This window comes from Natrinema sp. LJW11 (genome assembly GCF_056135975.1).
The window spans coordinates 146,620-159,234 of sequence record NZ_JBWBDM010000001.1 but is presented as its reverse complement, the minus strand read 5'-3'; the positions used below and the strand labels follow the sequence as shown (position 1 = coordinate 159,234).

At 63.2% G+C, this 12,615-nt stretch carries 8 protein-coding genes; 4 read left to right on the top strand and 4 right to left on the bottom strand.

The window, feature by feature from the left end; translation table 11 throughout:
* Positions 1–228: 228 nt before the first annotated feature.
* The 3 genes from AC0QDI_RS00775 to AC0QDI_RS00765 all read left to right on the top strand — a co-directional run bounded on the left by AC0QDI_RS00775 (position 229) and on the right by AC0QDI_RS00765 (position 5,083).
* A complete protein-coding gene (locus AC0QDI_RS00775; RefSeq protein WP_474664289.1) occupies positions 229–1,179 on the top strand; it encodes a hypothetical protein in 951 nt (316 codons plus the stop codon).
* Between the two features lie 755 nt (positions 1,180–1,934).
* A complete protein-coding gene (locus AC0QDI_RS00770) occupies positions 1,935–3,755 on the top strand; it encodes a hypothetical protein (protein WP_474664287.1) in 1,821 nt (606 codons plus the stop codon).
* 167 nt (positions 3,756–3,922) lie between these two features.
* Positions 3,923–5,083: a glycosyltransferase family 4 protein gene (locus tag AC0QDI_RS00765; protein WP_474664285.1), complete on the top strand. Its 1,161-nt coding sequence runs from the start codon at positions 3,923–3,925 to the stop codon at positions 5,081–5,083.
* 110 nt (positions 5,084–5,193) lie between these two features.
* Here the strand turns inward: AC0QDI_RS00765 and AC0QDI_RS00760 are convergent, their stop codons facing one another.
* The 3 genes from AC0QDI_RS00760 to AC0QDI_RS00750 all read right to left on the bottom strand — a co-directional run bounded on the left by AC0QDI_RS00760 (position 5,194) and on the right by AC0QDI_RS00750 (position 10,587).
* Positions 5,194–7,230, bottom strand: coding sequence for a right-handed parallel beta-helix repeat-containing protein (locus AC0QDI_RS00760; protein ID WP_474664283.1), 2,037 nt, complete (start codon positions 7,228–7,230; stop codon positions 5,194–5,196).
* A 288-nt stretch (positions 7,231–7,518) separates the two neighbouring features.
* On the bottom strand, positions 7,519–9,345 hold the full coding sequence (locus tag AC0QDI_RS00755; protein WP_474664281.1) for an asparagine synthetase B family protein: 1,827 nt from the start codon (positions 9,343–9,345) through the stop codon (positions 7,519–7,521).
* 648 nt (positions 9,346–9,993) lie between these two features.
* Complete coding sequence (locus AC0QDI_RS00750) at positions 9,994–10,587, bottom strand: DUF7344 domain-containing protein (RefSeq protein ID WP_474664279.1); 594 nt, start codon at positions 10,585–10,587, stop codon at positions 9,994–9,996.
* A gap of 823 nt (positions 10,588–11,410) precedes the next feature.
* Here AC0QDI_RS00750 and AC0QDI_RS00745 point away from each other — a divergent pair.
* Positions 11,411–12,370, top strand: coding sequence for a transcription initiation factor IIB (locus AC0QDI_RS00745; protein WP_474664277.1), 960 nt, complete (start codon positions 11,411–11,413; stop codon positions 12,368–12,370).
* Here the strand turns inward: AC0QDI_RS00745 and AC0QDI_RS00740 are convergent.
* Positions 12,363–12,545, bottom strand: coding sequence for a hypothetical protein (locus tag AC0QDI_RS00740; RefSeq protein WP_474664275.1), 183 nt, complete (start codon positions 12,543–12,545; stop codon positions 12,363–12,365). The two genes, AC0QDI_RS00745 and AC0QDI_RS00740, sit on opposite strands and share 8 nt — an antisense overlap.
* Positions 12,546–12,615: the final 70 nt, after the last annotated feature.

Genomic DNA, 12,615 nt, shown 5'->3' with positions numbered 1-12,615 from the left:
GCAACTCGCCGAATTCGGCCCGGAGTCCCCCACGCTCCGGGGAATTCCCTCGTTTCTCGAGAAAAGCCGCGATTGCACGCCGCAGTTTCACCGCGTGATCATTCGTATGTTCGAGAACGAATATGCATAGATTGTGTTGGTTTCCACAAAGTTAGAAACTATGTCTGTAAATTTAAGCCATATCTACAAAGAAAAGTTTATGGGCGTAAGATGGTGTTACGGAATTGTATGGCGCAGAATCCCCGTACGTCCGACACGGAATCCGCTCCGACGACAGGCCGAAATTCCGGATTAACCCGCCGTAACTACGTTCGCTCGCTCGCCGCGGTGGCGACCGCGACGACCGCACTCGGCGGTGCCGGCGCAGCCTCGGCCCAGGACGACTACGAGGTCATCGAAGCCGAGGGACAGACGATCACCATCGACGCCGGTGAGACCTGGGAGAACAAGCTCATCGACATGACGACCGGTCAGGACATCATCGTCACGGCCCACAGCAGCGACTGGACGATCCGAAACGTCGGGTTCAAGGGCGAGAACACCTCCGGCACCGGCTCCGCCACCTTCGGTATCTCCGACACCGCCGGCGGAACCTGCACCGTCGAAAACGTCTACCTCGGCGACGGCTCGAGTACGGGTAACGGCAACCCGAACGGGCACGGCCAGACCGCCTTCTGGGTCGCCCCCGACCACTCCGGTCACATCGACTTCAAAAACGTCAACATCCAGAACTTCGCGGACAACGCGATCTACGGCTCCGCGCCCGGCAACAAGGGCGGCGGGACGATCCACGTCGACAGCAGCTTCGCCGCGAACTGCTACGTTTCGCACTTCCGGCTGGCCACCGAGGGCAGCAAGGTGACCAATTCCAGCGTTTACGTCGACAGCAGTGAGGGCTACGCCGGCCGCGGGATTTGGGCGTGGGCCCCCGGGGCGATCGAGGTCGACAACTGTCAGATCGAGATGAACGGCCAGAATTCGGCCATCGTCGCCGGTGCGAACGGAAATCCCACCGAGGTCGCCGTCACGAACTCCGACTACGACGACGGAGCGGGCATCAGCGAAGAAGCGGGCTCGAGCGTTCAACTCGGTAACGGCGTCGGGACTGATCCCGAGGCAGTCATCCCGGACGGCGTCCCGACCTCCCCCGAAGACGCCGCATCGGGCGCTTCGAACTGAATCCCCCGCTGACGCGACCCTCCACCCGATCCGTTCCCTGCTGACGCGACCCTCCACCCGATCCGTTCCCTGCTGACGCGACCCTCCACCCGATCCGTTCCCTGCTGACGCGACCCTCCACCCGATCCGTTCCCTGCTGACGCGACCCTCCACCCGATCCGTTCCCTGCTGACGCGACCCTCCACCCGATCCGTTCCCTGCTGACGCGACCCTCCACACGATCCGTTCCCCGCTGACGCGACTCTCCACAGTGCGGCTCGCTGCTGTGCCCTCCCCCGATCCGCGCTGGCACATTCTCACCGTATTCACGTCTCGCTCGACGGTCGTCACAGACTCGAGCCATCGCTTCGATGATGGGTATCGTAATCGCCGAAACGGTTTCCCGCTGATCGGACAGTCCGCGATACCGGCTTCAGTCCGAATTCGAGGTATCCGTTTCTCGAGAGGCGACACTGCTGTAGACGATCGCTTCTTCCGGGCGTATTCGGCGTATCGCTTCCAGCGTAATATCGTATTACCGGCGACGATCGACCGGAATCGACCGGCGAAGAGCAGCCGGAATCGGCGGCTTTCGGCGCCCGTTTCCAGGTAATACGATCGTACCGATAGGAATGCGAGAATGTTCTGTACGAATTATTCTGATACGAATAGGCACTCAAACTTTTAGTAATCGTGCAGAGAATAGGTACAGTCTGTAAATTTTAAGTGCAGAAATGCGGAAAGTTTATGCCGGTAGTATCGAATTACCTGATTGCATGGCACGCGACCCTTCGGTACGAGACGACGAGTCGTCAGCCTCCACCGACGCGGAGGCGACCGGCGACGGCAGTAACGGAAAATTACTAGACCGGCGATCGTATATGAAGTTGGCCGGTGCGACGACGGCGGCCGCGACGCTAACGGGAGCGGCGAGCGCCGTCGAAGACGACTACGAGGTCGTCGAGGCGCGCGGCCAGACGGTGACGGTCAGCCGCGGTGAGACGTACGAGAACAAACTGATCGACCTCACGACCGGTGAGAGTTTCCTGATCATGGTCGATGGAGCCGACTCAGCGGTTCGAAATATCGGTTTCAAAGGCCTCTACCGCGGGGACTCGTTCATGATTTCGATCAACGCCGGGCAGGGAGACATCCTTTTCGAGAACATTTACCTGGGCGACGGCGCGACGAAGGAAGGCGCGAGTTTCGTTCACGGCCCCGGTGCCGTATTCATGCACCGCGGGAGCGAGGCGGACCTCACCTTCCGCAACTGCAACGTCCAGGGCTACCCGAACAACGGCTTTTACTGTTCCAACACGCCCTACGGCGGCAGCGTCCGCTTCGAGCGCTGTTTCGGCAAGAACAACGGCGTCACCACCTTCCGCTGTGGCAGCGAGGACGACGAGATCGTCGACTGCGTCGCCTACAACGACGATACCGACTACGGGCGCGGCTACGGCGGCTACGGTGAAACGAACGGCCGCCCCGTCTGGGTCTGGAACGGCGGTACCGTGACCATCCGCGACTCGCACTTCGCCGACGGTCCCTACCCGTACTCGCTCGTGGCCGGGGCGAACGGATCCGCGGGCAGCGTCGACTTCCGGAGCGGCGGCTATCGCGGAGAGATACGGGAGGCGAACGGTTCCACGGTCTCCATCGGCAGCGACGTCTCGAGGGAGCCCGATCTCTCCGTCCCCGACGGCGTTCCGACGTCGCCCGAGGCGGCCGCGTCGGGCACCGAATCCGCCGGCTCGAGCGGCGGAGCCGGCGACGAGGGGACGACCGCGGACGAGGAGAACCCGCAACTGCCGAACGTCCTCCTCGTCGACGGCGATCCGTCGGACGCGACCCGATACGAGTTCGCGGTCGACGGTGCGATCGAACACGCCAACTACGAGGGTGCCTCGATCGACGCCGAGGACGCCATCGACGGCGCTACCGTGCAGGGGAGCGTGGCCGACTGGAAGGACGCATTCCGGTTCGACGGCGACCTCGCGGAACTCACCGTCGACGGCCCCGGAACGGTGCTCGTCAACGACGAGGAGGTCGATCCGGCCGACTTCGGCCGACGGCTTCCCCACGTCCTCGAGGTCTCGGGACGGGGAACGCCGACGAGCTACGAGGTCACGGTCGACGGATCGATCGAACTCGCGTCGGACGAGCAGCCCGCGGCGGACGCGACGACGATCTCGGGATCGACGGTTCAGAGTTCGCTCACCGACGAAACCCAGTCGTTCCGATTCTCGGGTGCGCTGACGGACCTCACGTTCAGTGACGGCGCGGCGGACATCACGGTCGACGGCGAATCGATCGATCCGAGCGAGTACGCCGAGCAGGAACTGCTCCCCCACGCCCTCGTGATCGACGGCGTCGACGCCGACGGTCCGAGCACGTACTCCCTCGAGGTCGACGGCGCGGTCTGCAAGTCGGACTACCGGAACGCCTCGATCGACGACGAAGACGTGATCGAGGGACGAGCCGTTCGCGGTGGCGTCGGCAACTGGCTCGACGCCTACTGGTTCGACGGTGACGTTACGGACTTCCGGCTCCGCGGGAACGCGAGCGTCGACGTCCAGTACAACGCGCGCGATCAATAATACGACTCACTCCTCCTGTTTCGCTCTCTCGCCGTTGCGCGAGTAGCATCCCTCGAGCGCGCCGACCGACACGCCGCCATCGAGTAGACGCCAGGCGCTATAGATAGGCGGGTTGTACTGTCGGTACGAGCGTAATAACAAACCAGTTGATACGCGTCTACTGGCGCATGCACATCGGGTTCTATCACGACGCGGCGGGCACGCGCCACGCCGGGGGGATCGCCGTCTACACGCAGCGGATGGCGGTCGAACTCAGCGAGACGAACGACGTGACGCTGTACACCAGGAGCGGCGATCTCTCCCCCGTGTTACTCGAGTCGGACGTGCGGATCGTCGAGACCCCGTCGTTCGCCGACCACCCCTCCCGGGCGATCGATCCGATCAATCCCCTCGGTAGCCAGAACCGCAAGAAGTTCCTGATGACGCTCTGGGCGGCCCGTAACGACGTCATTGATCACATGAACGAACGGCTCGATGTGCTCTGTACCTCCCAGTTTCTGGACGATCTACTCCTCTCGAACCTCGTCGACGTGCCGACCGTCTACACGTTTCACAAGGCCTCGACCGTCACTCCGGCGGCCTGGCTTCGCGACCGGTTTTCGAAAACCGACCTGCTGATTGCCAACTCGCCGGATACCGCCCGCAAACTCACCGAGACGTTCGGCTACGACTTCGAGGGCGTCGTCCCGCCCGGCATCGATCCCGAGGAATTTCGGCCCGGTATCGAGCCCGCCTTCGAGAGCGACGACCCGGCAATCTTGTTCGTCGGTCGACTCGTCGAATCGAAAGGGATCGACGACCTGCTCGAGGCGGTCGCGGCCCTCGACGGACGACAGGAACTCCACTTCGTCGGGCGGGGCGAACGCGCCCGAATTCGGGATCGGGCCGCGGCGCTCGGGATCGACGACGACGTCGTCTGCCACGGCGAGGTTCCCCACCCCGATCTCCCGGCGTACCACGCCGGAGCCGACGTGTTCTGTCTCCCGAGCCACGAGGAGAGTTTCGGGATGGCGAACCTGGAAGCGATGGCCTGTGGCCTCCCGGTCGTCACGACCGATCTCGAGGGGATCGCGACCTACCTCTCCAACGGGGAGAACGGCTTGCTGGCCCGCGTCGGCGATCCCCAGGATCTCGCGGACAAGCTGACGATGCTCGTGGACTCCCCGTCGCTCCGGTCGCGCCTCGGTGCGCAGGCTCGCGAAGACGCGTACGCGTTTCGCTGGAGCGCCCAGGCCGAGCGCTTCGAACGAGTCTGTCACACTGCACTCGAGTCGACCGAGGGGGTCGATCGCCCGTCGAGCGAGCCGATTCGGGCGGATACGGTCTGAACTCGGCGAACGGTGACGACCGCTGTGGCGAACGCGATCGCGCGCGAGACACAGGGTCCCAACGCGATCGTCTCGAGGAGCGGGTCCGGCAAAAAGCCGGTCGAGACCGGTCAGTTGCTTCGGGCGTTGTACTGGACGTCGACGCTGGCGTTGCCGCTGAGCCGGAAGTCCGCGACGTCGCCGTCGAACCAGTAGGCGTCCAGTTCGTCGTCGACGCTGCCGGTGACGGATCGGCCCTCGATCTCGTCACCGGGGTCGACCGACGCGTCGCGGTAGCTCGCGGTGACGACCTCGCCGTCGATATCGAAGGAGTAGTTCGTCTCGCCGTCGGTGCCGGCTCCGTCAATTACGATGGCGTTTGGGAGCAGTTCCTGCTCGCCGTACTGATCGGGGTCGATTCGCCGGTCATCGAGGTAGACGTGTGCCGAACCGTCGATGAAGGTGACGTCGGTGAGCGTCCCGGAGAACCGGAACCGCTGAGCGCCGCGCTCGATCGATCCCTCGACCGTGGTCCCGGAGGACACCGTCGCGAATGCGTCCGAATCGTCGCCGGCGATCGTGTCGATCGTTCCGTCGACCGTTATCTCGTAGTTCGCGGCCGATCCGTTGCCGACCAGCGTCAGCACGTGTGGCTGCTCCTGGCCGTACTCGGCCGGGTCGACCTGCTCGCCGTTGATCAGGACGCGCGCATCGCCGTCGACGGTGAGTTCCTCGAGGTCGCCGCCGAACCGGAAGGCGTCGCGCCAGCCGGCGACGCCGCCCGAGACGTGGCCGCCGTCGATCGCGTCCTCGTCGTCGATCGTGGCTCCCTCGACGGTCGCCTTTTCGACGGCCCCCGAGACCGAAAACTCGTAGCTCGTTCCGCCGGCGGTGCCGATCCCGTCGACCAGCAGCGTGTTCTCGAGGCCGGGCTCGTCGCCGTTGTACTGATCGGGATCGATCACCTCGCCGTTGACCTCGACGCGGGCAGAGCCCTGTCGGAACGCGACCTCGTGGAGGTCGCCGGCGAAGCGAAAGCCGTCGACGTGGGACGACGTCGTCACCCAGCCGGAGACGCTCGTGCCGTCGATCTCGTCGTGAACCTCGAGCGAGCCGGCGTTCGGATCGGCGACGAGTTCGTCGGTGGTCTCGACGTAGTACTCCGTCGCGTCGCCGGTCCCGGTGACCGTCAGGGTGTTCTCGGGGAGGTCCTCGTCCGAATCAGCCTCGCCGTTTGAGGGCGGACTCGACGAACCACCGCCGCTGCCGCCGCTCGCTGCTTCCGCGCCGCTTTCCGGACAGCCGTCGGGGACGAAATGTTTCGGATTCGAGCCGTCGCCGCGGCCGTCGTCGGTGTGAACGTTCTCGAGGGTCAGGTTCGGACTCCCGTTCGTCACGACCGAGCCGCCCGTGCCGTTCGTGATGAAGTGGGAATCGCGGACGGTCGCGCCGCCGCCGTAGTTGCCCTCCCAGACCCAGACGTTGCGGTTCGCCGCGCGGGTCCCGCTCTTGTAGCTCACGCAGTTCTCGATCGACATGCCGCAGTCGCCGATCCGGAACGCGGTGTGGTGACAGTCGTTGCCGTAACAGCCCTGGAGTGCGATCGTCCCGCCGTCGCCGTTGTAGGCGGGCGCGGAGCCGTAGATACCGTTGTTTCCGGGGACGTTGAAATTGACGTTCGTCACGTCCAGGTGGCCCGAGTGGTCGGGGTCGACCCAGATACAGATCGAGCGCTCGCCGCTCGGCTGTTCGCCGGTCGATTCGCCGAAGTAGACGTTCTCCATCACCGACGTTCCGGAGCCGGAATCGCAGACTCCGAAAATGGTCTCGTTGTAGGGAATAGTGCCCGTAAAGCCGATGTTCCGGATCGTCCAATTCGATCCCTTGGCGGTGATCGTGATGTTGTTTCGATCGCCGAAATCGATGAGTTTGTTCTCCCAGGTCTCGCCCGAATCGATCCTGATCGACTGGCCGCGCGCCTCGATGACCTCGTAGTCACCGTCGGCCGCGCTCGCCGCAGTCGTCCCGACGCCCGCTGCGACGGCCGTCGCGCCGGCTAACTTCAGGTACGATCGTCGATCGAGTATACTGTGTTCGCGCTGTTCGTCGTCACTGACTGTCGGTTCGGCGGGATCGTCTGTGTCCCGTACCGGTTCGTCGCGTGCCATGCGATCTGTGAGAGAACACTACCGTACCATAAACTTTCCTGCCTCGATATCGGTAAGATTCTGTGATTTTCATTATATCACTGCATATTTTTTCTCTTATTATCCAATTTAACCACGGTTTCTTATATTGGAAAACGGGCGGCTGCGGCGGGGTCGCGTCTCTGCTCATCGGTATCCAGCATTATATAAAGACAGTTGGGGTGGTGGAACTGTCAAAAACGAGGGAACGAACGCGTACTCCAGAATTGTGACCTGACTACTCGCCCGTCGAACAGAGAAACGAGACAGTCAGCCGAAGACGGCATCCCGCCGCGATTCGAGGACGCTCTCCGTCGAATGGATGTCGTCGATAAGCGAGGTGAGCGCGAAGAGGCGGTAGACCGACACCCGATCGCGGTCCGCGTGCGCGTCGAGGAACGCGTGGAGTTCGTCGGTCGAGAGCACGTCATCAACGGCCCCGCACTGTTCGATCTGGGTTCGAATGCAGTCGACCGTGCTCGGTCTCAGTTGGGACTCCGTCTCGAGACCGTTGAGCGATTTGACGATCGGTCGCACGACGTCGAACACCCGTGGATACCGTGAAAGCAGCTCGTCGACGAACGCCGCGGCCTCGTGGCGGGTCGAGGCGACGGGCACTCCGTAATCGGGGTGAGTAAGCGCCGCGGCGGCGGGCGAGAGTTCCGTGAGGAACGACCGATAGAGGTCGTACCGGCTCTTCTGTTCGGGCGGACAGTTCATCGCGTACCGGAAGAAGTCGATCGAGTAGAACGGGGTCGTGCTCCAGAAGAAGAATCGATTCCGGTCCTCGCCCTCGAACAGGAAGTTGACGCCGCGCTCGTAGACGAGGAAGTGGACGTACTTCGAGGCGGGATCCGTCTCGGGGTAGAGTCGAAGCCGATCACGAACGCTCCGGCGAATCGCATCCGTGGAGAGCCCCGTAATCTGGGCCACTTGCTCGAGCGAGAGAACGCAGTTTTCCTCGATGATGTAGTCGACCAGCGCCGATTCGTCGTCGATCGACGTCGCGGGAGTGAGATCGGGGAGCACCTTGTCCCCGCCGTCGCCGGTGACGTAGGTGAGGCCGGCGTCGTACTCCTCACGAAGCTGCCGAAAGAAGTCGAGGATAAACGAGGTCAGGAGCCCGATCTGTCCGTTTTTCGTCTTGATGATTCGGTCCAGATCCGACCCGTTGGGCGGCCCGACATCGTAACGCTGCCAGTCGATATCGAACGTCTCGGATAGCTCTCGAGCGAGCTCGACGTCGGATCGCGGCACGAACTCGTCGGATGCCATCGTCGCCGCAGTCGTCGGGATCCCCTCGGCGTGGTAGCCGGCCAGCACGGACCGCGAGTCGAGCCCCCCGCTCAACGAGATCACGTCCCGACTGCCGTCGCCCGACCGCTGGCGGCAGGCCCGCTCGAACCGGTCGACGAGTTCGGCGGCGTTTCTCGATCGGCTCCGATCCGCGTGGGCCGGCTCGCCGAAGTCGAACCGGTGGAGCGTCGTCTCCGTGACCGCGCCGCGCTCCGGATCGACGGTGAGTTTCGTCCCGGGACGCAGCCGGTTCGCCCCGTCGATCAGCGTCCGGTCGCCCAGCGAGTAGCCAAAGAGGAGACAGTGGGCGACGCCCATCGGATCGAACCCCTCGATCGGCGCCTGGTTGATGAGATAGCGGAGCTCCCGCGAGAACAGGAACGTCTCCCCGTCGTGGAAGTAGTACGTCGGCAGCCGAGCGAGCGGATCGTTGAGCAAGCCGAGCCGGTCGCTTTTCTTGTCGACGGCGACGAGCAGGAACTCGCCGTCGGTCTCGAGCAACCACTCGGTCAGGAACTCGTCGTCGCCGTCGGCCGCGAGCACGTGCGCCGCAACGTCGAAGAGTTCGCGGTCGAGCGTCTCGTCGTCGCGGTCGTAGATCCGGCCCTCGAGACAGATCCAGTACTCGTCGTTCTCGACGATTCGGATCGGATACTCCGGGTACGCCGTCGTTCCGACCGAACGAGACGCCGATTCGAAGACCACGTCGGCCTCGTACCGATCCGTGTGAACGAGCGGCTCGAGAGAACTGGCAAACGATCCGTCGTCCACGTCCGGCGTTCGCCCGGTGATGCCAACCATAGGAGGAGACGTGATAGTCTTCGTCATAGTAATGGCCGCGTTTACGAGAGACAGATCCGGGCTACCGAACGCGAGGATCGGGCGCAGTCGACCCGAAGCACGAGGTCCCGTTCGATCGACCGCCGTTTCGGGGCGGTCGCCTCCGGGGCATGACTCGAGACGGTATCGTAGCCACTGAAACGATTCACGGACCGATCGCAACGCTATCGTGCGATCGGGTCTGCAGTGACGGTCGGTGGCTACGAGAGTCACTCTGCTGGCACGAAATTCACGAGCGTCGGCGACCCATTCGCGTCAGGTTAGAAGGCTCCCGCGCCGAGAACAGCTGCTGGCACGCGACTGTTCCGGTACTGGATGACGGTCGTCGGGAGCCAATCGATTGTACGCAAGCGGGTAATAAAAAGCCTTCTTAGCGGCCGACCGGGAACCGCTGTGAGAGAGCGCATCGATCCCGTCGCTCACCCGCGTGCGGCGAGCGCGGTCACGGGGAGGGATGGTAACGAGTCCGGCGACGAACACGGACCTCGACCGGACGAACGGAACGGCGTTCGATCCGCAGGCGGTCAACGAACGCGTCGCTCGAGGCGCGAGGTCACAGCGCGAACTCGTTGCAGCCACGGGACGGACCGCCGCCGTGTGGATGGCGGGTCACTCGATACGAGAGAGCTTTCCGTCGACGTTGCGTTCGTGATGACGGTTCCGGACGACGTGAGCGATCGAGAGACAAAAGAAGGCGGCGACGACGACGCCGGCGAGGGCGGTCATCGGCACGGCCGACAGGAGCGGGATCCCGAGGAACGCCGCACCGATGAGGGACGCGCCGGCCACGCTAAGCCCGGCGTACCACCGATCCCACCGATCCTGTCGATGGGTATCCGTATCGAGGTACATCATCAACAGGTCGGCGTTGTCCGCGAGCGAGATCAACCCTCGATCCTGGTCGTACTCGACGATACCGGCGTCGTCCATTTTCGGCAGATGGGTCTGATAGAGAGCGACGTAGACTCGTTTCCGCTGGTCGGAGCTGAGGGCGTTGATATCGGTGTCGTTCTCCCAGGCGGCGATCTGTTCCGCGAGTTCGCCGAGCGTCACCGTTTCGTCGGCGTCCAGGAGGTACGCGAGGACTTCGCGCCGACGTCGATTCTTTAAGAGCTCGAAAATGACATCCTTCGAGAGCCGCTCGTCCGTCTCGTTGGTGACCGAGGCGATCTCGTCCGGAAGTGACGTATCTACCGACGACATTATCGCGACCCTCCGATCGTAGCGACCCCATTCGCGTTCGTCGTCCCCAGTACACGGCAGGAAAAGCCACCGGAGCGTCGGCTCGACGGTGACCGCTGTACGTTCGAACGGCGGCTCCAAATCACGTTTGACACACCAAGTTGAACACCAACGGAGATACTCTTAAAAACGGCCACGTTTCGCACCGGCTGCAAAGGACGTACGGAACGGCTTCCCGAGCGAGTTACAACGGTGGCTTCTTGGCGCCGCGACGGCCGTCCTCGGTCGCCGGCGAAGTCGGTCGGTACCGATCGATCGTGGGCGCGTATCGACAGCGTACGGAGACGCGGGCCGAAAACGGATCCGATACCGACGCGTCTCGGGGAACTGAGTGACAACACGGCGGCGATACCGATCGTTCGGCCCAGCGGATATAAAGTCGATCGACAGTTCACACACGAACGACGGGTTTACACGCCGAATAGAGGGATTTACGCCGCTGGCTCGAGTCGACTATCCCCACATTTCATGTGGGATGGTCACACGTATCAATACGGGTCGAAGCGACCGGTGACGGCCGTTTCGCCCGGACACGACCGATGGGACACGGTCTCGACGCGACCGTCACAGCTGTTCGCTCGAGGGAGTGACGGTCGCGTCGGTCGTCGTCACCGCTCGGTGTAGCGTCGGCGACGCGACTCCTTACTGGCCGTCTCAGAGAAGTTCCTCGAATCCATCCGGTGAATACGGCTCCTGACAGTCAGGCGTCAGAATAGTAAGTCGGTGTTTCCCGCGAAACCATGTGAACCCCTTACAGTGACTGCACGGTTTCGGTCGGATACTGATGACGCGGTCTATAATCGATCACGCCAGCACCGAATCGCAGTCGGAGGCGGTCGAGGCTGGTCTCTGTCCAGACTGCGAGACCGATACGATCGTCCACGATCCGGACCGCGGCGAACGGGTCTGTGAGGAGTGCGGCCTCGTTCTCACCGAAGATCCGATCGATTACGGCCCGGAGTGGCGAGCGTTCAACGCTCAGGAGCACGACGAACTCTCGCGGGTCGGCGCGCCCCTTACCCAATCCATGCACGATCGGGGGCTGACGACGACCATCGACTGGCGCAACAGGGACGCGAACGGTCACTCGATGTCGGCCGAGAAACACGGGCAGCTCCACCGGCTTCGAGTCTGGCAGGAACGAATTCGAACGAAAAATGCGGGCGAACGAAACCTCAAATACGCCCTCTCCGAGATCGATCGGATGGTCAGCGCGTTGGGCGTCCCCAAGCCGGTCAAGGAGACCGCGAGCGTCATCTATCGACAGGCGCTCGAGCAAGACCTCATCCGCGGCCGATCGATCGAGGGCGTCGCGACCAGCGCGCTCTACACCGCGTGTCGTAAGGAAGGCATTCCCCGAAGCCTCGAGGAAGTAACGTCGGTTTCACGGGTCGACCAGCGCGAGATCGGTCGCACCTACCGCTACATTGCGGACGAATTGGATATTAACCTCGAGCCGACGAACCCGCGGCAGTTCGTTCCGCGCTTTTGCTCGGAGCTAGACGTCGACAAGGACGTCGAAACCAAGGCCGTCGAGATCATCGACCTGACGACCGAGAAGGGGCTCCATTCGGGCAAGTCACCGACCGGGTTCGCCGCAGCGGCGATCTACGCCGCCGGACTGCTCTGCGACGAGACCATCCCGCAGCGAGCGGTCGCCGATACCGCCCAGACGACCGTCGTCACGGTTCGAAACCGGTATCGCGAGCAGCTCGAGGCGATCGATCAGCAGCCGGTCACATGATCGAGCGGTCGTTCTCGTCTTCCTCGTAGACCTCCTCGTCGAGCAGCGCGTGGAGGTTGCTGTACGGAACGAACGCGAGGAACCGGTCGTCATCGTCGTACAGCTCGAGTCCGTCGTCGGTGTGATCGTAGCGCTCGCAGACGATCTGTCCTTCGGGGAGGATCGCGCGGTACATACGACGATGTACGTTCTCATCCGGCATATCTGTTGGCCGTGATCGGCGAGCGAAATCGGTTTACCCCCAC

Excerpts from the sequence above, each read along its gene's own strand:
- AC0QDI_RS00745 (WP_474664277.1), top strand. The coding sequence starts at position 11,411 with ATGACGCGGTCTATAATCGATCACGCCAGCACCGAATCGCAGTCGGAG.
- AC0QDI_RS00760 (WP_474664283.1), bottom strand. The coding sequence starts at position 7,230 with ATGGCACGCGACGAACCGGTACGGGACACAGACGATCCCGCCGAACCG.
- AC0QDI_RS00740 (WP_474664275.1), bottom strand. The coding sequence starts at position 12,545 with ATGTACCGCGCGATCCTCCCCGAAGGACAGATCGTCTGCGAGCGCTAC.
- AC0QDI_RS00750 (WP_474664279.1), bottom strand. The coding sequence starts at position 10,587 with ATGTCGTCGGTAGATACGTCACTTCCGGACGAGATCGCCTCGGTCACC.
- AC0QDI_RS00755 (WP_474664281.1), bottom strand. The coding sequence starts at position 9,345 with ATGGTTGGCATCACCGGGCGAACGCCGGACGTGGACGACGGATCGTTT.
- AC0QDI_RS00765 (WP_474664285.1), top strand. The coding sequence starts at position 3,923 with ATGCACATCGGGTTCTATCACGACGCGGCGGGCACGCGCCACGCCGGG.
- AC0QDI_RS00770 (WP_474664287.1), top strand. The coding sequence starts at position 1,935 with ATGGCACGCGACCCTTCGGTACGAGACGACGAGTCGTCAGCCTCCACC.
- AC0QDI_RS00775 (WP_474664289.1), top strand. The coding sequence starts at position 229 with ATGGCGCAGAATCCCCGTACGTCCGACACGGAATCCGCTCCGACGACA.